25 protein-coding genes are annotated in these 21,018 nt (G+C 64.6%); 15 read left to right on the plus strand and 10 right to left on the minus strand.

All coding sequences use genetic code 11. The features are described from left to right. Window positions 1-85: 85 nt before the first annotated feature. The 6 genes from BLW56_RS15710 to pyk all read right to left on the minus strand — a co-directional run bounded on the left by BLW56_RS15710 (window position 86) and on the right by pyk (window position 8,511). Complete coding sequence (locus BLW56_RS15710; protein ID WP_093511662.1) at window positions 86-2,020, minus strand: cytochrome c3 family protein; 1,935 nt, start codon at window positions 2,018-2,020, stop codon at window positions 86-88. 10 nt (window positions 2,021-2,030) lie between these two features. Next, on the minus strand, window positions 2,031-2,912 hold the full coding sequence (locus tag BLW56_RS15715) for a hypothetical protein (protein WP_256203503.1): 882 nt from the start codon (window positions 2,910-2,912) through the stop codon (window positions 2,031-2,033). Beyond that, the gene (locus BLW56_RS15720) at window positions 2,912-5,347 is read right to left on the minus strand and encodes an NAD(P)-binding domain-containing protein (RefSeq protein ID WP_093511663.1); all 2,436 of its coding nucleotides are present in this window, start codon (window positions 5,345-5,347) and stop codon (window positions 2,912-2,914) included. The genes BLW56_RS15715 and BLW56_RS15720 overlap by 1 nt, the downstream gene beginning before the upstream one ends. Before the next feature lie 266 nt (window positions 5,348-5,613). Further along, the gene (locus BLW56_RS15725; RefSeq protein ID WP_093511664.1) at window positions 5,614-6,009 is read right to left on the minus strand and encodes a DUF3060 domain-containing protein; all 396 of its coding nucleotides are present in this window, start codon (window positions 6,007-6,009) and stop codon (window positions 5,614-5,616) included. Between the two features lie 87 nt (window positions 6,010-6,096). Next, window positions 6,097-6,870: an arginyltransferase gene (locus tag BLW56_RS15730; protein WP_093511665.1), complete on the minus strand. Its 774-nt coding sequence runs from the start codon at window positions 6,868-6,870 to the stop codon at window positions 6,097-6,099. Between the two features lie 186 nt (window positions 6,871-7,056). Continuing rightward, a complete protein-coding gene (pyk, locus tag BLW56_RS15735; RefSeq protein ID WP_093511666.1) occupies window positions 7,057-8,511 on the minus strand; it encodes a pyruvate kinase in 1,455 nt (484 codons plus the stop codon). Between the two features lie 95 nt (window positions 8,512-8,606). Between pyk and BLW56_RS15740 the strand changes: the two genes are divergently transcribed. The 15 genes from BLW56_RS15740 (at window position 8,607) to pal (ending at window position 17,922) form a co-directional block, all read left to right on the plus strand. Beyond that, complete coding sequence (locus BLW56_RS15740; protein WP_093511667.1) at window positions 8,607-8,936, plus strand: DUF1244 domain-containing protein; 330 nt, start codon at window positions 8,607-8,609, stop codon at window positions 8,934-8,936. A 55-nt stretch (window positions 8,937-8,991) separates the two neighbouring features. Then, window positions 8,992-9,234 (plus strand): DUF2312 domain-containing protein, encoded by a 243-nt coding sequence (locus BLW56_RS15745; protein ID WP_037514655.1) that lies wholly within the window; start codon window positions 8,992-8,994, stop codon window positions 9,232-9,234. 21 nt (window positions 9,235-9,255) lie between these two features. After that, on the plus strand, window positions 9,256-9,573 hold the full coding sequence (locus BLW56_RS15750; protein WP_093511668.1) for a heavy metal-binding domain-containing protein: 318 nt from the start codon (window positions 9,256-9,258) through the stop codon (window positions 9,571-9,573). Window positions 9,574-9,629: 56 nt separating this feature from the next. After that, window positions 9,630-10,376, plus strand: a complete 747-nt coding sequence (locus BLW56_RS15755) for a YebC/PmpR family DNA-binding transcriptional regulator (RefSeq protein WP_093511669.1) — start codon at window positions 9,630-9,632, stop codon at window positions 10,374-10,376. Beyond that, window positions 10,373-10,846, plus strand: a complete 474-nt coding sequence (gene ruvC, locus BLW56_RS15760) for a crossover junction endodeoxyribonuclease RuvC (RefSeq protein ID WP_093512040.1) — start codon at window positions 10,373-10,375, stop codon at window positions 10,844-10,846. The genes BLW56_RS15755 and ruvC overlap by 4 nt, the downstream gene beginning before the upstream one ends. Before the next feature lie 112 nt (window positions 10,847-10,958). Next, on the plus strand, window positions 10,959-11,558 hold the full coding sequence (gene ruvA / locus BLW56_RS15765) for a Holliday junction branch migration protein RuvA (protein WP_093511670.1): 600 nt from the start codon (window positions 10,959-10,961) through the stop codon (window positions 11,556-11,558). Beyond that, window positions 11,555-11,899 carry a hypothetical protein gene (locus BLW56_RS15770; RefSeq protein ID WP_143043481.1) on the plus strand — a complete coding sequence of 115 codons (345 nt, stop codon included), beginning with the start codon at window positions 11,555-11,557 and terminating at the stop codon, window positions 11,897-11,899. Before ruvA ends, BLW56_RS15770 begins: the two co-directional genes overlap by 4 nt. Continuing rightward, on the plus strand, window positions 11,896-12,297 hold the full coding sequence (locus BLW56_RS15775; protein ID WP_093511672.1) for a GFA family protein: 402 nt from the start codon (window positions 11,896-11,898) through the stop codon (window positions 12,295-12,297). The genes BLW56_RS15770 and BLW56_RS15775 overlap by 4 nt, the downstream gene beginning before the upstream one ends. After that, complete coding sequence (ruvB, locus tag BLW56_RS15780) at window positions 12,294-13,322, plus strand: Holliday junction branch migration DNA helicase RuvB (protein ID WP_093511673.1); 1,029 nt, start codon at window positions 12,294-12,296, stop codon at window positions 13,320-13,322. The genes BLW56_RS15775 and ruvB overlap by 4 nt, the downstream gene beginning before the upstream one ends. 101 nt (window positions 13,323-13,423) lie before the next feature. After that, window positions 13,424-13,903: a YbgC/FadM family acyl-CoA thioesterase gene (locus BLW56_RS15785; RefSeq protein ID WP_093511674.1), complete on the plus strand. Its 480-nt coding sequence runs from the start codon at window positions 13,424-13,426 to the stop codon at window positions 13,901-13,903. Further along, complete coding sequence (gene tolQ / locus BLW56_RS15790) at window positions 13,897-14,595, plus strand: protein TolQ (RefSeq protein ID WP_093511675.1); 699 nt, start codon at window positions 13,897-13,899, stop codon at window positions 14,593-14,595. The genes BLW56_RS15785 and tolQ overlap by 7 nt, the downstream gene beginning before the upstream one ends. After that, entirely contained in the window at window positions 14,595-15,104 is a 510-nt protein-coding gene (gene tolR / locus BLW56_RS15795) for a protein TolR (protein ID WP_093511676.1), read from the plus strand. The genes tolQ and tolR overlap by 1 nt, the downstream gene beginning before the upstream one ends. A 9-nt stretch (window positions 15,105-15,113) precedes the next feature. Beyond that, complete coding sequence (locus tag BLW56_RS15800; protein ID WP_093511677.1) at window positions 15,114-15,935, plus strand: hypothetical protein; 822 nt, start codon at window positions 15,114-15,116, stop codon at window positions 15,933-15,935. A gap of 5 nt (window positions 15,936-15,940) precedes the next feature. Then, window positions 15,941-17,305, plus strand: a complete 1,365-nt coding sequence (gene tolB, locus BLW56_RS15805) for a Tol-Pal system beta propeller repeat protein TolB (RefSeq protein ID WP_093511678.1) — start codon at window positions 15,941-15,943, stop codon at window positions 17,303-17,305. 101 nt (window positions 17,306-17,406) lie between these two features. Next, entirely contained in the window at window positions 17,407-17,922 is a 516-nt protein-coding gene (pal, locus tag BLW56_RS15810) for a peptidoglycan-associated lipoprotein Pal (RefSeq protein ID WP_093511679.1), read from the plus strand. On the opposite strand, the gene BLW56_RS15815 is transcribed toward pal, so the two are convergent. Genes BLW56_RS15815 through gspL form a run of 4 tightly spaced genes read right to left on the minus strand, consistent with a single transcriptional unit; the run spans window position 17,912 to window position 21,018 of the window. Continuing rightward, on the minus strand, window positions 17,912-18,649 hold the full coding sequence (locus tag BLW56_RS15815) for a prepilin peptidase (RefSeq protein ID WP_371262254.1): 738 nt from the start codon (window positions 18,647-18,649) through the stop codon (window positions 17,912-17,914). The two genes, pal and BLW56_RS15815, sit on opposite strands and share 11 nt — an antisense overlap. Before the next feature lie 31 nt (window positions 18,650-18,680). Beyond that, entirely contained in the window at window positions 18,681-19,397 is a 717-nt protein-coding gene (locus tag BLW56_RS15820; protein ID WP_093511681.1) for a type II secretion system protein N, read from the minus strand. After that, window positions 19,394-19,876 (minus strand): type II secretion system protein GspM, encoded by a 483-nt coding sequence (gene gspM / locus BLW56_RS15825; RefSeq protein WP_093511682.1) that lies wholly within the window; start codon window positions 19,874-19,876, stop codon window positions 19,394-19,396. The genes BLW56_RS15820 and gspM overlap by 4 nt, the downstream gene beginning before the upstream one ends. Then, on the minus strand, window positions 19,873-21,018 hold the full coding sequence (gene gspL, locus BLW56_RS15830) for a type II secretion system protein GspL (RefSeq protein WP_093511683.1): 1,146 nt from the start codon (window positions 21,016-21,018) through the stop codon (window positions 19,873-19,875). The genes gspM and gspL overlap by 4 nt, the downstream gene beginning before the upstream one ends.

The raw sequence follows: 21,018 nt of genomic DNA on the forward strand, positions 1-21,018 counted from the left end.
CCTAGCCCTGAACAAAATCGCTTCAAACCTCGAGCGCGTAATGGACAGGTTCAGGCCCTACTGGTTCGCCCCGGCGACCCAAATCCTATCCGCCCCGCCTTGCCGCGGGCAAGGAAGGTGTGCGCCACGTCACTTCGTAAAGGCCCCGCCCCCCGGTTCCTGTGATCATGCTCACACTATAGGTATCACCCAAGGGTTTATTTGTGATTGCCGCGGTATTTTTCTTGCGCTGGCGCGGCGGCATCCACGGTTTGCCGTCATCCGAATGATATTCGTGACACATTGCGCAGGGTGATTCGGTCGCGGTTTCAACCTTCACCACGCGCGCACCGCCCTCGCCGACATGGCAGTCGCGGCATTGGCGCAGCCCCGGCACGAGCAAGTCGGTCGAGGCTTTCGACGCCGGCGCGGCGGTATGGCAATCGGCGCAGGCGGTTTCCTTGTGCGCATCATGGTCGAACCAGCCCTTTTGCAGGTAGCGCGGCGTCTGGCTCACCGCCGCGACGCGCCAGCTATTTCCGGCCTGCAGCGCAAAGATCGTGTGGCAGTCGTAACAGGCGCCGCCCTTTGAAAAGACCGCGCGCACCGCATCCTGCGCCCGCGACGGCCGCGTCGCGACTTCGTTGAAATAGATATTATAGACCTGCCCTTCGGCATAGGCACCGGGCCGCCGCCGCTGCATTCCGCCCAGTTGGAGCGGCCGCGCGGGCGGCGCCGAGCGATAATAGGCCGTGAGGTCCGCAACCACCTGATCGGGCTCGCCATGACGCAAGGTCCGCGTCACCCCGCCCACCGTCTCGAACGCAAGGCTGTGGCACATCGCGCAGTCGCGCTCCATCTCGACCGGCTTGACGCGCACCCCGTCGGCCTCGACCCGGTGACAATTTTCGCATTCAAGCTTCTTGCCGAAATCATAGCGTCCGCGGAAACTCGCCGCCATGCGCGCAACCCCGCCGGTCGCCTGCAGATGCATGTCGTGCGGGAATTTGAGGCCGTTGTAATCGACCACCCCCTTCGCCAGCGTCGTGCGCACCAGCTTGCCGCCCGGTGCCGGACGCACGAGTGGGCGGAACTCAGGATGCCTCGTGCCGAAATCCGCGGCATCGGCAAGCGCCGTAGGATGCCCGGCAGTCTTCAGCCGCGCCGACATGCCGTCGTGACAATCGGCGCAGAATTTCTGCGGCGTCGCCGGCATCGGGCCCGAACCTTCATGCTCGGTATGGCATTCGACACAGCGGCCCTGCGGCTTGTTGAAGGTCTTCGCAAAGCCGTCGAGAATGCGCTCGCCGACGCCCGGCGGGTGCCGTGCGGCGAGCAGCATCGCGGTCGGAGCATTGGCGTGCGCCATGCTCATCGCCTTGTGCTCGCCGGTGTGACAGCCGACGCACGCCTTGTCGGTCACCGCGACGAACGGTTCGACATGGCACGACTGGCAGTCGTTCTTCAGGCTGGCATGCGCGCTCGACAAGGGCCCCGAAAGCCACGCGCTGTCGGCATGATATCCGTCGGGGCGCTCGTTGACATTCTTGTAGCTGTACCACGCCCAGATCGGCCCGATCAGGAAGGCGAGCAGCATCAGTACGCCGAACACCCAAGCGCCCATGCGCTTGCCGAGCATCACGCCCTGCAGCGAAAAGGCCTTCGCCTCGTCGACATCCTTCGACGATTGCGACAGTTCGTCGATCCGCTCGACGAGCAGGATGATCTTATCATCCTCGCGCGCAATCGTCAGCCGGTGGCCGCCAAAGCGCAGCTCGCCGCCCGCCGCGCTGTCGATGTCGGCCGCGGTCTCGGTGCGGCCATTGAGGTCGAACCCCAGCCCTTCCTGCGCAGCGACGCGCACCGTGCGCCCGTCGCTGCTGCTGATCGTCGCATGATGCGGATTCACCGCCAGATCGGCGACATGGATCGTATTACCGGCATCGCGGCCAAGCGTGATGATATCGCCCGGCAGCGCGGCATCGCGGATGATCTGCTTGCCGGTTTTGGTCGTCGAGATCCGACGCAGGATGAAGCTCATCGTCCCCGCCTCACCAGTAGAAGAAGACGCTGATGATATGCGCTGACAGCGCCGCGATCAGCGCAAAGGTCAGCGGCACATGCACATAGAGCCAGATTTCGAGCAGCGCGCGAATCTTGAGATGCTGGCGCAGCCTCGCAAGCGCCGCCTCCTTCTGCTTGAGCAGCCCCACCACCTTTTCGCGCGCCTCGGTATCGCTGCTGCGCGACAAGGTGAGCGTGCGAAGCGCGGCGCTGGTCGCACAATTCGGATAGCGGCCCGACACGCGCGCCACGATCCCGCCCGCGAATGGATCCTCGTCGAGCGCCGCGAGCACCGGCGCGGTATCATCGGGCGTCAGCGGCTGCGCAGCGGTATGAAGCTGGCGGTCGAAGGCGCGGATCGCCTCGAGCATCTGCATCTGCGTCATCTGCTCGCGATTGTTCGACAGCGCCTGTGGCAAGGTCGCATAGACGATCACGCCATAGAGCCCCGACAGGATCACGAGCATCATCAGCGCCCAGGCGAGCGTATGCACGTTCCAGCCAAGCTGGAATCCCGTATGCCAGGTGCCGACGACGATCAGGCTGAGCCCCAGATAGACATGCGCCGAGGTCCATGCCTTCAACGACCAGTGATCGCTCGTCATCTTGCGCTTGCGATAGCCGAGTGCGGTCAGCCACAGGATCAGCACAGCACCGATCGTGCCGAGTGTATAACCGTACCAGCTGCCGCCATTATGCCGCGGCGTCACGTCGATCAGCGCATAACTCACGATGATCAGCAGGCAGAGCCCGCCGGAAATCTTCGCCCAGCGGAAACCGGCATAGCGCAGGAAGCCCTCGTGCCGACGCTCGCGGACGCGCTCGGTCTGGGTCGCCTTGACGCGACCGCGCTTGAACAGGCTCGCCATCAGTCGGTATCCTCGTCGAGCCGCGCGATCGACAGGAACTCCTCCGGCGAGACGCGGATCGCGGCGCCGGTTGGGCAAGCGCGAACGCAGGCGGGACCGCCGGAAATGCCTTTGCACATGTCGCATTTGACCGCGATCTTCTTGGGCTTCTCCTCGCCCAATTGTTTCTTGGTCCATTTGGGCGACGGCTCGCCCGGCCCCGGCCCGAAGCCGGTGAGCAGCCAGCGCAGCAGGCTCGGCTTCTCGGGCGGTGCCGCCTCCATGCGGATCACCCCATAGGGGCAGTTGCGCATGCAATTGCCGCAGCCGATGCAGCCCGGCTCCATGAACACCTCGCCGTCGGGACCGCGATGGATCACGTTCGGCGGGCAGTCGGCCATGCAGTGCGGATGTTCGCAGTGGCGGCAGCTTGTCGGAACGTGGAGATGCGCGAAGGTCTTGCCCGCCTCGCGGTCGAGCCGCGACAGGCCCTCATGACTGTCGGCGCACGCCTTCTCGCAATTGTCGCAGCCGACGCACAGATTTTCGTCGATGAGCAGCGCGTCGGTCGCCTCGCCCAGCCCTTCCTTCATGATGAAGCTCGCGGTGTCCGAATAGAGGTCGACCGCGCTCGAATAGGTCGCTTTCCGCGATTCGATGAAGCTGTTCATCTGCGCGCGTTCGGCGACAGCGGCCTCGGTCGCCTCGCGCACCTGCGGCCGCGCCGCCAGCATCTTGCGGAAACTCTCGCCGGTCAGCTTGATCACCTCGCTGCCGACCGCCGCCTTCACCGTGGCATTTCTGGGTTGCCCGCTGAGGACGCCCATTTCGCCGAAGAAGCTGCCCGCGGGCAGGTAGCGGAGGAAGATCGGCTTGCCGCCGATATCCTTCTCGACCACCATCGACCCCGACCGGATGACATAGACATCGTCGCCCTGCTCGCCCTCGGTCAACACGACCTTGCCTGCCGAAATGCGTTCGACCTCGGCGGTGTCGACGACGGGGCCGAGATCGTCGACCGTCAAGCCGCCCTTGAAGATCTGGAGCAGCTGGCGTTCGAGCGAGATACGGTTGATCGCGCGTTTCGCGCCGGGCACCGAGGCCATCAGCTTGAGTGCCGCCGTGCGCGACACCTCGACGAAAATCCCGTCGGCACCCGCGCGGATCGTCGCGCCGCGCTTGCGGCCCGAAATCAGGCCGACCTCGCCAAAGATCGATCCCTGCTCGATCGGTACGGTGAAGTCGGGGCCGACCTCGACCTCGGCAAAGCCGTCGGCGATTGCGAACAGCGACGATCCGGGGTCGCCCTTCTCGAACACCACGTCGCCCTTGCGATAAAAGGCGACCTTCGAATCGAGCATGAATTCCCGCATCTGCAGCGGCGATACGTCGGCGAAGATGCTGACCCGCGTGCGCAGATATTCGAGCCACTCGCTGACCGACTTTTTCTCCGGCAGATCGGCAAAGATCGCCGCGAGGTCCTTTTCGTCGGCGGGCGTCAGGTCGCTATTGCCGTTGATGAACTCGACGACATCATAGCCCTGGTTCATGCAATGCTTGATCAGCGGATAGCCGGCGAGCGCGCCGATCACGAAGATGCCGGGCACCGTCGATTCAAAGGTCGGCGACAGCTTCGGAAAGGCCTCGCGATCCGGCCCCGTGAACTCGATCCCCATCGATTCGACGAACCCGCGCGGCGCAACCGATCCCAGACGCGCGACGATCACATCGCACGCGATCTTCACATCGCCGTCGGGGGTTTCGAGCGTCAGCCAGCCGGGCTCGACCGTCTTCGGCTGCGTCTCGGTGCGGATACTCATCAGGCCGTTCTCGCCCGCCTCCATCATGTCGGAGACATTTTTGGCCTTGGCGCGCGCGAAATCCTTCGAACGGTTGAGGATGGTGACGGTATTCTCGAGCGCTTCCTCGGCAACGCCGAGCGCATTTTCGATCCCCGCGTCGCCCGACCCGACGACGGTGATATGCTTGTCCTTGAAATCCTCGGGATCGTCGACCTGATAGATGATGTGCGGCAGGTCGGCGCCTTCGCAGCGCATCCGGTTCGGATTGCCCTGCGTCCCGATCGCCAGCACGATATTCTCGGCATGAAAGACATCGCCCTTGGCGGTCTTGATCGCGAAGGCGCCCTTCTGGCCGGTGACCTCGGTGACGTCGGCGTGTTTGACGACATTCACCTTGTTGTTCGCGGCATCCTCGTCCCAATTGCCGAGGATATATTCGCGCGCACCCTCGGCGAAACGGCAATCGGAACGCAGGTCGAGCCGCTCGGGCGTCGCAAGGACGCGCTTGCCCTTCTGATATTTGAAGATCGTGTCCGACAGATGGTCAGTCTTTTCGAGCAGGACATGGCTGAGCCCGAGCTGCCCGGCGCGTGACGCGGCGCTGAGCCCGGCCGGCCCCGAACCGATAATCGCGACCTTGACCGGATCGCTCATGCGCACGCCACCGCGCGGCGAAAGCCGCACTTGCAGTCGCTGGCCATGATGCTGACGAACTCGCGCACGGGCACCCTTCCCCCTATCGCCAGCCCCCCGGCGATTTCATAACGGATGCGACCCGGACTTATGTCCTGGACGCAAAGCTATGCCCTTGAAAGCGAGCCAAGGTCAACCGGTGCAGGCGAGAAATCCGCCGTTGCGAGACGTTCGCAACTAGGCGGATTTGTGCGAGCCCGGACCTCTTTTGTCAGCGCATCTTTATGTCAGCGTAAGGGACGCACCTGATTGTCGACACCCTGCACCGAGACACGCGGCTTGCCTTTACCGCGGACCTGCCAGGTCACGATATTATCGACGCCCGAAACGCGCAGGTCCGCGCCGGGCGGCAGCAAGATGCTGATCTCGTTATCGACGCCATTGACCGTCAGGCTGGGACAATCGCCGGTGAAGTTGATGCGATTGCCCGAACCCGACACTTCGGCAGGACGCCCCTGACAGTCGACCTCGTTCGCCTGATCGACGCCGTTGATCGACGCACCCGCACGCGTTCCGGTGCCCTGTCGCGGCTGCGCGGCGGACGGCACGGCGGCAAGAATAAAGCTGGTGGCAAGAGCCGGGAACAGGAATTTTGCGGCGGCATGATATCGGAACAAAGTCATCTCCTCTGTTCCCCGCCTCGAAATTCCCTTGGCATTCAATGGCCTGTCGGAACAGCCGCGTCAACAGGCCGGCGCGGACGCGATGGATCAGGCGAGTTCGAACATCGCCGCGATGCGTTCCGACTGGCTCGGCTCGAAGCGCGACCATCCGTCGGGGCCGAGCTTTTCGAGCGGGCGGAAGCGCGCCTTATACGCCATGCGGGCCGATCCTTCGATCCAGTAGCCAAGATAGACATAGGGCAGGTCCGCGCGCGCCGCGCGCTGGATGTGATCGGCGATGATATAGGTGCCAAGCCCTTCGCGCATCGGATGCGCGGCGTCGAAGAAGCTGTAGATCATCGAAAGGCCGTCACCCTGCCGGTCGGTGAGGCAGCAGCCGACGAGGCGCCCCTTGCCGCCGTCGAGCGTCGGTTCGCGATATTCGATCATATAGCTGTCGACCGGGGTCTGCTCGACCATGTCGGCGAAATCCTGCTCGTCCATGTCGGCCATGCCGCCATCGGGATGCCGCGAGCCGAGATAGGAGCGGAGCAGCGCATATTGCTCCTCGGTCGCCCAGGGCTTGCACGCGGTTGCGACCAGATCGCCATTACGACGCAGGTTGCGCTTCTGCGAGCTGCTCGGCGCGAATTCCGCCGCGCAGACGCGCACCGAAACGCAGGCCGAACAATCGGCGCAACTCGGACGATAGGCGACCGACTGGCTGCGCCGGAACCCGATGCGGCCCAGCGCGTCGTTCAGCTCGTTCGCGCTGTTGCCGCTGAGCTCGGTGAAAACCTTACGCTCGGTCTTGCCCGCCAGATAGGGGCAAGGCGCCGGGCTCGTGACGAAAAAGCGCGGAAAACGGAACGGTGCGGACACGCGGAAAAGACCTCCGGACTGGCGAATGCGGAGCCCCCCGACGCGGGTCCGACGCGCTATTTGCACCAACTATGCCGCGCGCCGTCAATGGTGCAAAGTCCATTTACCATTTTTAAACGTCCCGTTCTGAATCACGCCGAAAATTTTGTGAATCAGCCGGTAACTTTTGTGCCGATTTGAATCGGGTCAGCTGTATCCGCGCAGTTCGTCGCCGGTCAGCGTCGCCACATGCAGCACGTTCGTCGACCCCGGCGTACCGAACGGCACGCCCGCCATCATCACCAGCTTGGCGCCCGCCTTGCAGATGCCGTGGCGGAGCGCCATGCGCTTGCCCTTGGCGATCATCTCTTCGAAACTGCCGATGTCCTTGGTGGGCACCGCGTGTGCGCCCCAGAGCAGGCCCATCCGCCGCGCCGCCTCGCGTTTCGGGGTCAGCACCAACAGCGGCGCGCCCGGCCGTTCGCGCGCGACGCGGCGCGCGGTCGAACCCGATGCGGTGAAACAGATGATCGCATCGGCGGCGATCGTCTGGATGATCGTGCCCGCCGCCTCGGCAAGTGCGTCGGCGGTCGTCGCGTCAGGCGCGGTCTCCGTAAAATGCAGCCGGCGGAAATAATCGGGGTCGCTTTCGACCGAACGCGCGATCGAATCCATCATGGTGACAGCTTCCACCGGCCACGCACCCGCCGCAGTCTCCGCCGACAGCATGATCGCATCCGCCCCGTCGTACACCGCCGTGGCAACATCGCTAACTTCCGCGCGCGTCGGCGACGGCGACACGATCATCGATTCGAGCATCTGCGTCGCGACCACCACCGGCTTGCCCATCCGCCGCGCCGTCGCGACGATCTTCTTCTGCAGCGGCGGCACCGCCTCCGGCGGCAATTCGACGCCGAGGTCACCGCGCGCGACCATCGCCGCATCGGCAAGCTCCAGGATTTCCTCGATCCGCTGCACGCCCGAAGGCTTTTCGAATTTCACGAGCAAGGCCGCTTTGCCGCCGATCAGCCGCCGTGCCTCGGCGACGTCCTCGGGCCGCTGCACGAACGACAGCGCGATCCAGTCGACATGCTGCTCCAGCGCGAAAGCCAGATCCTTGCGGTCCTTTTCGGTCAGCGCCGCGAGCGGGACGACGACGTCGGGGACGTTGACGCCCTTGCGATCCGAAATCTTGCCGCCGACCTCGACCACCGTCTCGAGCCGGTCCGGCGACACGCTCTTGACGCGGAGCACCAGCTTGCCGTCATCGACGAGCAGGCGCGTATCGGGCTCGGCCGCCGCGAACAGCTCGGGATGCGGCAGGTGGACGCGGGTCGCGTCCCCCGGCGTCTTGTAGGCGTCGAGAATGAACGGCTGGCCCTTCACCAACTCGACCGGACCATCCTTGAACGTCCCGACGCGCAGCTTCGGCCCCTGCAGGTCGACGAGGATCGTCGTCGGACGACCGGTATCCTTTTCGAGCGCGCGGATTGCCGCGATCACCTTTGCGTGGCCGGCGTGATCGCCATGGCTCATATTGACGCGAAAGGCGTCGGCACCGGCGCGGTGCAGTTCGGCGATCATCTCCGCATTGGCGCTGGCGGGGCCAAGGGTCGCGAGGATACGGACCTTGCGCTGGCGGGGGGTAAAGCTCTGAACCACAAATGCTCCGGTGACTGGGGGACGCGAGAGGAATGCCGCCTTGATGATAGGAAGGCAACCGCCGTATAGCTATTCAATCATCCAACGGAGGAACCATGTCCTGCAGCGACGATCAGACGGTGGGCAACGACGCTCTCGACAACATCGACGATGCGGTGGCCGCCGCGGCGTTCCGCCGCCTCGCCCGCCTGCTTCAGCATCGCAGCGATGCCGCGAACATCGACCTGATGGGGCTTGCGGGCTTCTGCCGCAACTGCCTCGGCGACTGGATTGCAGAGGCGGGCGACATGGACAAGGAGGCGGGCCGCGCGATCGTTCACGGCATGCCGACCGCGGAATGGAAAGCGCTTCACCATACCGCCGCGACGCCCGAACAGCTCGCGCGGATGGAAGAAAGCATGGCCAAAAATCCCCGGGGCCATTAGGGACGCGCCAAGCGCGATTCTTGCGCTGGACCATTCCCATTTACCGGAGCCTAAAATGAGCGAAGCCACCGTATCCGACGAACAACTGCGCCTTTTCATCGAGCGCATCGAGCGTCTGGAAGAAGAGAAAAAGGGCATCGCCGACGACATCCGCGACACCTATAATGAATCGAAGTCGCAGGGTTACGACCCGAAAATCATGCGCCAGATCGTGCGCCTGCGCAAACTGCCGGTCCACGATCGCAAGGAAATGGAAGCGATTCTCGACGTCTATAAATCGGCGCTCGGAATCGACTAAAAGCCACTGAGGAGAGTGACGATGTTCAGCACCACAACCAACGCTGTCGAAGGCCGTCCGGTCCGCGAATATCTGGGCATCGTCACCGGCGAGGTGATCGTCGGCGCCAACCTGTTCCGCGACCTGTTCGCCAGCATCACCGACATCGTCGGCGGCCGCTCGGGCAAATATGAGGACGTCCTTGCCCGCGCGCGCAAGGAAGCGATCGCCGAGATGGAGGCGGAGGCCACGCGCCTCGGCGGCAATGCGGTGATCGGCGTCGACCTCGACTATGAAGTGCTCGGACAGAACGGATCGATGCTCATGGTTTCGGCGAGCGGAACCGCCGTGGTTGTCTGAAATGGCTTGCCGCGCTAGGGCGGCGCCAGATTTTCCCGTTTCGATGGAGGTAGGCCGTGGCCGGCCATAGTAAATTCAAGAACATCATGCACCGCAAGGGTGCACAGGACAAAAAGCGCAGCAGCCTCTTTTCGAAGCTGAGCCGCGAAATCACCGTCGCAGCGAAGATGGGCCTGCCCGATCCCGACGCCAACGCGCGCCTTCGCGCCGCGGTCAACGCCGCCAAGGCGCAGTCGATGCCGAAGGACAATATCCAGCGCGCGATCGACAAGGCTGCGGGCAATGACGGCGATAATTACGAAGAAATCCGCTACGAGGGCTATGGCCCCGGCGGCGTGTCGCTGATCGTCGAGGCACTGACCGACAATCGCAACCGCACCGCGACCAATGTCCGCACCGCCTTCTCCAAGAACGGTGGCAATCTCGGCACGTCGGGCAGCGTCTCTCACGGTTTCGATCGCCTCGGCATGATCAGCTATGGCGCGGGCGCCGGCGATTCCGACACCGTGTTCGAAGCTGCGCTCGATGCAGGTGCTGACGATGTCGAATCGTCCGAGGACGGCCACGACATCTGGACCAGCGTCGACAGCTTGCACGAAGTCGCGAAGGCGCTCGAAGCCAAGCTCGGCGAAGCCGAAGGCGTCAAGCTCGCATGGCGGCCCACGCTGAAAAGCGAAATCGCCGACGAAGCGATCGCGCAAACGCTGTTCAAGCTGATCGATACGCTCGACGACGACGACGACGTCCAGACCGTGTGGGGCAATTACGAAATCCCCGACGCGGTGATGGAGAAGCTCGGCTGATCATCCTAGGCCTCGATCCCTCGCTCAGTTGTACCGGATGGGGCGTCATCCGCGTCGAGGGCAGCCGGATCAGCCACATCGCTAACGGGCAGGTGAAGACCGACGCCAAGGCCCCCCTGCCCGACCGGCTGGCGCATCTCGACACCGTGCTTGCGGCGGTGATCGCAGATCATGCGCCCACCTGCGCCGCGGTCGAGGAAGTGTTCGTCAACGACAATCCGCAATCGACGCTCAAGCTGGCGCACGCCCGCGGTGTCGTACTGCTCGGCTGCGCACGCGCCGGTTTGATCGTCGGCGAATATGCGCCGCGGCTGGTCAAGAAAGCGGTCGTCGGCACCGGCGGTGCGGCGAAAGAACAGGTGCAGGCGATGCTGCGCGTCCTGCTCCCCGGCGCGAAGGTCGCGGGCGCCGATGCAGCCGATGCGCTGGCAGTTGCAATCTGCCATGCGAACCATCGCCCCAAGGTTTAATCTTCACGCCGTTCGCCCTGAGCTTGTCGAAGGGCCGTTCTTCTCTTAAGGAGAACAAAAGGGGAAGGACAGGGCTTCGACAAGCTCAGCCCGAACGGATGTTGGAAACCAGATGATCGCCAAACTCACCGGACGGCTGGACAGCAGCGGCGCAGGTCATGCGGTGATCGATGTCGGCGGAGTCGGCTATCTGGTCGAAGCCTCGGCACGCACGCTCGATACGCTCGGCCCGGTCGGCGGCGACGTCACCATCCACACCGAAATGCTCGTCGGTGAGGATTTCCTGCGCCTGCTCGGCTTCGCCAAGGCCGAGGAGCGCGACTGGTTCCGCCTGCTCACGAGCGTCCAGGGCGTCGGCGCGAAGGTCGCACTCGCAATCCTCTCGGCGCTCGAAATCGGCGACCTGCAGCGCGCGCTCGCGAGCGGCGACAGCGCGATGATCGCGCGCGCCAATGGCGTGGGGCCGAAGCTGGCACAGCGGATAACGCATGAATTGAAGGACAAGGCTGGGGCGTTGGGCGGAATTGCCAGTTCGGGTCCAGCCCTGTCCGCCACATCCGGCCCGCTCGGCGACGCCGTCGCCGCGCTCACCGGCCTCGGCTTCAAGCCCGGCGAAGCGAGCGCCGCGGTCGCGGCGGCGAGCGAGGAACTGGGGGCGAGTACCGGCCTCGACGCGCTGGTGCGGCTGGCGCTGAAGAAGGCCGCAAAATGAACCGCATGCTTATGATGGCGGCGACCACCGTAACAGCTTATTGGCTTGCAGGCTGCGATGCGATGATGGATCAGGCTGCCCAGAATCTCGCTGTTGAACGTGCGAAGGAACAGGTCGCGGGCGCGCTCGGTGACGGGAAACCTCGCTTCCGCAATGTTTTTCAATCGCCTTCGAATTTTACCTGCGGCGAGGTCGCCCGTTACCAGTCTACCGAATTTCAACGCTTTTTCGCTTCCGGTATCGACGAGCCTTTCCTCGAGGAAGACTTGGGCAAGGACAAGATCGACATGATGTGGGAGGCCGCATGTGTCGCGGCGCCAGAAGCGACAGCGACCAAATGATAGCCCGCATCCGCCACGCCTCTTGCCGCTGCGGCCAGCTCCGCATTGCATGCACTGGCGAGCCGATCCGCGTGTCGGCCTGCCATTGCCGCAATTGCAAGGCGCGAAGCGGCAGCGCCTTTGCCGCGCAAGCGCGTTTTCCTGCCGCAAATGTGCACACCGAAGGCGAAGCGAAATTATACCAACATGCCGGCGGCAGCGGCACTCTCGCGGATTTCTATTTTTGCGGCAATTGTGGCTCGACGCTCTGGTTTCTGAACCGTCCGGAGTTGGACAGTTATGCCGTGCCGATCGGCAATTTCGAACCGGGCCATGATTTCGAACTGCAATTTTCGGTCTATGAGGATCGTCAGGAACCTTGGGTTTGCATCGTCGGCGAGGCAATAGAACGGTTATGACTGAGCCGACCCTTACCACCCCCATCCGCACCCCCGAGGACGCCGACGCCGCGCTGCGGCCAAAGTCGCTTGCCGAGTTCGTCGGCCAAGCCGCGGCGCGTGAGAATTTGCGCATTTTCATCGAGGCGGCAAAAGCGCGCGCCGATGCGCTCGACCATGTGCTCTTCTATGGCCCGCCCGGACTCGGCAAGACGACCCTAGCGCAGATCGTCGCGAAGGAACTGGGCGTCGGCTTCCGCTCGACCAGCGGCCCCGTCATCGCGAAGGCGGGCGATCTTGCCGCGCTGCTCACCAACCTTGAGGACGGCGACGTTCTCTTCATCGACGAGATCCACCGCCTGTCACCCGCGGTCGAGGAAATCCTCTATCCCGCGATGGAGGACCGCGCGCTCGACATCATGATCGGCGAAGGGCCCTCGGCGCGCAGTGTCCGCATAGACCTGCCGAAATTCACGCTCGTCGGCGCGACGACGCGGCAGGGCCTGCTGACGACGCCACTCCGCGACCGCTTCGGCATCCCGGTGCGGCTCAATTTCTACACGCATGGCGAGTTGGAACAGGTCATCACCCGTGCCGCACGCCTGCTCGCGCTGCCGATCGCGTCCGACGGCGCACTGGAGATCGCCAGGCGGTCGCGCGGCACCCCGCGTATCGCCGGGCGCCTGCTGCGCCGCGTGCGCGATTTCGCGACCGTTGCGGGGCATGAGATCGTCGACGCAAAGGCGGCCGATGCCGCACTCAACCGGCTGGAGGTCGATGCGCTCGGGCTCGACGCGATGGACCGCCGTTACTTGACGATGATCGCCGATATCTATCGCGGCGGGCCGGTGGGGGTCGAGACGATGGCGGCCGGACTCAGCGAACCGCGCGACACGATCGAAGATGTGATCGAGCCCTATCTGCTGCAGGTCGGGCTGATCGCCCGGACAGCACGCGGGCGCATGCTCAATGCGAGCGCGTGGAAACATCTGGGACTCAATCCGCCCGCGGGGTCGCAGGACGGACTTTTTGACCAGGCGAAATAGGCGGATTTCCGCGGCTTTTATTCCATCACCCGGCCCCGATCTGCGACGAACCGTTCAAGAGGGGTTTGCGACGAGTCGTTGCGAGGCTATCGGTTGGGATAATGGTAAATGTCCCGCCTCCCTTCATTCCCGGCGCTTTTGTCGGGGCTGAGCATCATTTCCGGGCACGCGTGTACTTCGAGGACACCGACCTGTCGGGCATCGTGTATCACGCCAACTACCTGCGCTACATGGAGCGCGCGCGCTCCGACATGCTGCGCCTTGCAGACATCGACCAGCGCGCGGCGATGGAAGCGGGCGAAGGAAGCTGGGCGGTCACCGACCTCGCGATCAAATACCGCCGGCCCGCGCGGCTCGACGACGATCTGCTTGTCGTCAGCACGGTCGAGGCCGTGCGCGGCGCGAGCGTGATTATTTCGCAGCGCATCCTTCGCGGGACTGACACGTTAAGCGGCGAGACATTGACCGACGGGCAAGTGACCGCAGCCTTCCTGTCCCCCGAGGGCCGACCGCGCCGCCAGCCGGCGGGGTGGGCCGACCGATTTACCGCCATCATGAATGGAGAGACTTTCCCTTGCTAGACAATATCTCGCTGGCCGCCGACGCGGCGACCCTGTCCCCCATCGCACTGTTTATGCAGGCCGACTGGATCGTGAGAGGCGTGATGATCGGCCTGCTGCTGGCCTCCGTGTATGTCTGGGCGGTTGTCTTTACGCATGGCCGCAGCGTCAGCAAATTGATGAGCGCGTCGGAACGGTTCGAGCGCGATTTCTGGCGCGCTGACAATATCGACAAATTCTTTGACAAGAACGGTGGCGAGGAACTGCCGAGCGCAAAGGTGCTCGCTGCAGGAATCAGCGAGTGGCGCCGTTCGACCAAGGGAAAGATTGTCGATCGCGACGGGACGCGTGAGCGACTGGGTATCGCTATGAACAGCGCGGTTGCAGGCGAAGTCGACCGGCTGGCTGAAAAGATCAGCACGCTGGCCACCATCGGTTCGGTCGCGCCCTTCGTCGGTCTGTTCGGTACCGTGTGGGGCATCATGCGCGCGTTCACCGAGATTGCAGCACAAAATAAGAGCAGCCTCGATGTCGTAGCACCCGGCATCGCTGAAGCGCTGTTCGCGACCGCAATCGGCCTGTTCGCTGCCATCCCCGCTGTGATCGCGTACAACGCCTTTTCGCAGCGACTGAACCGGCTCGAATCGCGCCTCGGCCGCTTCGCCGACGGGCTCCACGCGACGTTCAGCCGTGAACTCGAGGTTGAAGCCTGATGGCGATGTCCGGCCCATCGGGCGGCATCGGCGGTCGGCGCGGCCGCGGCAACCGCCGCGCGCCGATGGCCGAAATCAACGTCACCCCGCTCGTCGACGTGATGCTCGTGCTACTGATCATCTTCATGATCACCGCGCCCCTTCTCGCCTCCGCCGTCCCGATCGATCTGCCCGAGAGTCGGGCGAAGCCCGTCGAGACCGAGGATCAGGAGCCGGTGCAGTTGTCGATCAATGGCGACGACACGCTCTACATCGGCGAAGAGGTGGTGCCAGAGGCCGAACTTCCGGCGCGCCTCGATGCAATCGCACGCGCGAACGAAGGACAGGACAAGCCCCGCCAGATCATGCTGCGCGCCGACAAGGGGCTCGATTATGGCCGCGTCATGCGCGTGATGGGTGAACTCAACCGTGCCGGTCTGACGCGCATTTCGCTGGTAACGACGGGTTCGGAGGGTGCCGCCGAAAACAAGGTGGCGACGGTCACCGACGGTTCAGAAACCCAGCCCTAGGTTAAGATGATGGCCGAAACACGGGCAGTTGGGGGGAATGAAGGACGCGGCATCGCCATCGCGGTGACGGCGCATGTCCTGATCATCGGCCTGCTTTCGGTCCAATGGACCGCGGGCGACCGCCGGTTCGACAATCCCCCGATGGAAGTCGATCTGATCGCCGAAACGGCTGTGCAATCGACCGCGCCGGTGATCAGCGAGACACCGCCCGCCGCGCGACTTGGCGAGGAAGACAATGTCGACATAGCGGCGCCCGCCCCCATGCCCGCGCCTCCCTTGCCGGAACCGGTCGTGCGCCCGACGCCTGCCCCGACGCCCAAGCAGGTTGCGAGACCAAAGGCCGCGCCGCCCAAGCAGCCTCCTGCAGTTCAAAAGGCGCAGCCCAAGGCCGCTCCCAAGGCCCCGCCCGCCAAGGACAGGCCCGCCCGCCCGACCGGCCGTCTTGACGGCATTGCTGACGGGCTCTCGAAATCGCAGCCCAAATCGCTCGCAAGCAAGGGGGCGCCTGCAGCAGCGACCGCCGCCGAGGTCCGCCGCTCGATCGACGTCAGCATCAAATCGGCGGTCGCGCCGCGCTGGAACGGTTGCCGCATTTCCGGGGTCGACGTCGACCAGCTCAAAACCGTCGTCAAATTCCGCCTGACCCAATCGGGGGCGCTCGCAGGCTTCACCTCTGTCACGACGACTGGCGAGAACGACAGCAACAAATTCCAGATCCAACGCCATCAGGAATGCGCCAAACGCGCGGTGGAACTCGCCGCACCCTTCGACCTGCCAGAAGAAAATTACAGCTTCTGGCAGAATTACACGCTCGATTTCATCAAGAGGTAAGAGAAATGCTCCTCCGTCCGATCAGCCTTTCACTCGCCCTGCTGCTCACCGCGGCTCCGGCCCTTGCGCAGACCCCGCCTGCGCCGCCTGCGGTCACGCCAACCGAACCCCGCGAGACCATCGAGGGCACGCTGTCACAGGACCGCACCGTTATCGCGGTCCCCGCGCTCGCAACCGCATCGGTGCAGACGGTGGCGGGCCTGCGCACCGACAGCCTTGGTCGCCAGATCGCCGAAGTCATCGCCGCCGACCTTGAGCGCAGCGGCCTTTACGATCCGATGGGCCCCAGCGGCATTCCCACGATCACCCGCGCCGAGGTGCAGGCGCCGCGCTTTGCCGAATGGCAGGGTCGAAACGCCGAGAATGTCGTCCACGGCTTCGTCGATGCCAGCGGCACCGGCGGCCTCGTCGTCGGTTGCTATCTCTATGACACCGCGCTCGGCAGCGAGCTGGTCCGCAAGGGTTTCGAGATTCAGCCCGGCGACTGGCGCCGCGCCGCGCATAAATGCGCCGACGCCATCTATTCGCGCCTGTCGGGCGAAGCGCCCTTCTTCGACAGCCGCGTCGCCTATATCGCCGAGAGCGGCCCCAAGGGGAACCGCATCAAACGCCTCGCGATCATGGACAGCGACGGCGGCAATCACCGCTTCATCACCAATGGTCAGGCGCTCGCAATCAGCCCGCGTTTCTCGCCCGATTACAAGAAGATCGTCTACGTCTCCTATCTGAACAACCGCGTCCGCGTCTTCATCTATGACGTCGCGGCGGGGTCGCAGAAGCTGGTGACCGAAAGCAGCAACGCGACCTTCGCGCCGCGCTGGTCGCCCGACGGCACGCAGATCCTCTATTCGATGGCCGTGAACGGCAACACCGACATCTATCGCATATCCGCCAATGGCGGCACGCCCGTTCGGCTGACGAACACCCCCGGCATCGATGTCGGCGGCAGCTTTTCGCCCGATGGCAAGAAGATCGTGTTCGAAAGCGACCGTTCGGGCGGGCAGCAAATCTATACGATGAACATCGACGGATCGAACCAGCAGCGGATCAGCTTTGGCGGCGGGCGCGCCGCAACCCCCGAATGGTCGCCGCGCGGCGACCTGATCGCCTTCACCCGCATGGGCGGCGGCGAGTTCCGCGTCGGGGTGATGACCCCGTCGGGCGGCGGCGTGCGGCTGCTGACGAACAGTTGGCAGGACGAGGCGCCGACCTGGTCGCCGAACGGCCGCGTCATCCAGTTCTTCCGCACCACGCCCGGTCGCGAAGGCAAGTCGAGCCTGTGGCAAGTCGACCTGACCGGGGTGAACATGCGCCGTCTGCCGACTCCGCAAGATGGATCCGATCCCAGCTGGGGCCCGGTACTTCCCTGAAGAAAACCGGAACCAAAGAGGCGCGATGGGGTTCAAATATCGCGTCCTGAACGGGCCAATGCGGCCACATGAATGATTTTCAACAACAAGAGGACAGAGACATGACGATACGGAAAAGCACCGCAATGATTGCGGCGATCACCATGCTTGCTGTTGGCGCCTGCGCGAAGAAGGCCCCTGACACACTTCCCCCCGCCCCCGAAGGCACCGGCGACACCGGCGCTGGTACCGGCACCGGCGTGATCCCCGGATCGCAGGAAGATTTCCTCGCCAGCGTCGGCGCCATGGGTGACCGCGTTTTCTTCGACTATGACCAGTATAATGTCGATGCGCAGGATCAGGCGACGTTGCAGACGCAGTCGCAGTGGCTGCAGCGCAACCCCGCGGTTCGCGTCACGCTCGAAGGCCATGCCGACGAACGCGGCACCCGCGATTACAACATCGCCCTTGGCGAGCGCCGGGCCAACGCCGCGAAAAACTATCTCGCGTCGCTCGGCGTCGACCCGTCGCGCATTCAGGTCATCAGCTATGGCAAGGAACGTCCGGCCGAAATCGGCTCGACCGAAGAAGCCTATGCCAAGAACCGCCGCGCGGTGACCGTCGTCATCAACCGCTAAGCAGCGGCCAAAGAGGCACCGCGGCAAAAGCGGCGGTGCAGGCAAATACACCGAAGGGGACCCGTCGCTCGCCGAGCGGCTGGTCCCTTTTTCGTTGGCTAATCAACGCCCAGACGATCCCGCCGAGGCTGGCGAGCACAAGCATCAGCGGCAGCGCCTGCCATCCGAGCCAGGCACCGATGGCCGCGACCAGCTTGGGATCGCCGCCGCCCATCGCGTCCTTCAGCCTTATACGCCGGTAGAATTCGGCGATGGCGGCGAGCGTCAGGCCACAGACGACCGCGCCGACCCAGCGGTCGATCAGCGACGTTTCCAGCATCGGCCCCGCTATCAGCAAACCGACGATCCCGAGCAGCAGGTTGAGGCGGTCGGGCAGCCAGAAATGGCGTGCATCGAGTAGAGCGAGCGGCAGCAACAACCAGCCGAACAAGGCCCAGAGCCAACCCGGCGTTCCCGGTGAAAGCGTAAGCGCCACCACACCGATCAGCGCGGAGCCCAGTTCGACGCGCCAGTGAAACGGATCGATCGCCGCATTGCAGGTTCGGCAGCGCCCGCGCGACGCGAGCGTCGAAATCAGCGGGACGAGATCGAACGCGCCCAGCGACCGACCGCAGCCGTCGCATTGCGAACGCCCGAGTACCGAACGTCCTGCGGGCCAGCGCAGCACCAGCGTGGCGATAAAGCTACCAACAACCAGCCCGATCAGCGCAGCGAAGGCGACGCCCATGCCGAAGGGCAAGGCATCGAGGATCGTCACGTCAAAAGCGGCCCGAGGTCGCCAGCACGAAACCGGTGGGCCCGGCCTTGAATCCCAGCATCGCAAGCGCGCCGGCCATCGCCGGATCGCGATCGACATTGATCGCGAATTGCGCGCGATACGCGCCGCTGCCGTCGAACGACAAAGTCAGCCGCTCCATGCCCGACTGGCTGGCAAGCGCCGCCTGCGCGCGCCCGTTCACACACGCCAGCGGGCCCGACAGGCCGCGCGAGAGATCGAGACCCGCGATCGGCGCGGAAACCATCAGCTGGATGCGGCCACTTGTCGCCGCGCATTTGCCCGCGTCGTCGAAGCGTATCGTCGCGCCTTCGAACCGGATAGCATCGACCGGGATCATGCCGAGCCCGCCCGATATCGATGTCGTGCCGCTAATATCGGAGGCGCCTCGCGGGTTATTTCCATGCAGTCGGCCAGAGAGCGCGCCAAGCCGCTCGTCGGTGCGCGAGAAAGCGAGTTCGGTATTCCCACCGAGCAGCGCAAGTGGCGACAGGCTGGCACGCACCGTGCCCAGCGGCAAAACGCCAAGCCGCGCGTCGACAAGCTCACCCGACCAGACCGACCCGCGAACCTCGCGCGCCGTGACGCCGGCATCGGTGGCGCCGGACCAACTGAGCGCAAGCCGCATCGGAAAGGTCGCGATGAGCAGAATCAGCGCGAGCAAAACCGCGACAATACTCCAGCGTCGTCGCATGCTCATTGACCGCCCTTCCGAAGCTCGGCGGTCAGACCGACGGTGCCGTCGGCGGCGGGGGTGATCGTCAGTTGATCGACCACAAAACCCTGACCCTCGAGCGAGGCGAGCCAGTCGGTTAGTATTGGCGCCTTGGCCTTTGCTATGGCGATTGTCGCCTGATGGGCGCCGCGCGCCTCGTTGCGGTCAAGGGTCAGCCCGATCTCGCCCGCCGATTGCGCGAGATATTGATCGATCGCGACCGCATCGACCGCCGCCGCGACCGATTTGGCCGGCCGCTGTGCGAGCAATTGCACTTTCGAAGACACGCGCCCTTCGCGTTCTATCGCGGCGCGGTGCTGACTCTCGAGATCGATGAAAGCTGCGATCACCGGACGGCCAAGCCCCCAGAGGACGACGCCCAGTGCCAGCACGCCCGCGATACCGACGAGCCAGCGCTCGCGCGTCGAGAGGGCAATCCACCAGTTTTGCAATCGCTCGGTCATGGCACCGCCCGGATCGTGATATTCGCCATCTGCTGGCCGTCGCTACCCGCCATCGGCTGGGCGGTGATGCGGTAGCCGCGTGCCTGCAAGGCGAGCAGCACCTGATTGATATCCTCGACACGCGGCGCGGCCAGCGTCGTCGTCAGCGTTCCGTCGGTGCGATGCGATAGCGTCTTGAGCGACACGCCGGGCGCGTCACCCATCGCGTCGTACAGCGCCGAAGCCGGAACCGAAAAGGCGAGCGGCCCACCACCGGCAGCAGCCAACCGCCGGTCGAGTTCGGCTTCGGCCGCGGTCGCATCGGGCGCGGTCACCCCGGCCTTCTTTGCCATCGCGACAACCGCATCGTCGGCTCGGCCGGTGTCGGACGACAGGCGCAGCGCATAGATGGTCGGGATGAGCAGGCTGACCACAGCAAGCGCGATGGCAAGGCGCTTTGCAAGCCGCAGCATCGCGGAATCGATCGACCAGCTACGCTTCGGCTTCCATCCGCCGCTGAGCAGATCGATCGGCGGAGCGGAAAGCGTCAGCAGCAACGCCTCGCGCATCCGGCCCGTATCGAGTGGCGCAATGGCATGTCCGCCCGCGACCAGCGGATCGAGTTCGGGATCGGACACCCACGCGCGGTCGGCGCTGCGGACAATCCGCTCGCCGCCGACCTCGGCCGTCCACAGCGTGTCGGGTTCGGGCGGCGGCACCGCAGCGGCAGAGGGAATGATCGCGGCGGGCGAAAGGCCCCGCGCCATCAGCCAGCCGGTCCATGCGGTCATCGCGGCGTGCGTCGTTACCGCGACCACGACCGCCTGCCCATCGCCCGCCGGCTGTCCTGCCACGACATGCAGCGCCGCTGCATCGCCGAGGCTGTTCCTGAGCGCATCGATGCGCGCCGCAGCCGCGGCCTGTGCGGGCGCGGCGTCGGGATAATGGAGCCAGCGCAGCGGCACATCGGCCGCAGGCGCCAGCGCGACGAGGCGGTCGTCCGCGCCATCGTCGCGAGGCCCTTCCCACGCCCCGACCCAACCGTCGTCCTGACCACTGTCGACGATCACGCCGTCGTCGACACGAAGCCATGCAGGTTGGATCGCATCGTCCTGCCCAAGCGCCGCCAGCGAAGGCAGCCAGAGAACCAATGTGCTGGACAT

Origin of the sequence: Sphingopyxis sp. YR583, assembly GCF_900108295.1 — a bacterium.
Classification (GTDB): Bacteria; Pseudomonadota; Alphaproteobacteria; order Sphingomonadales; family Sphingomonadaceae; genus Sphingopyxis.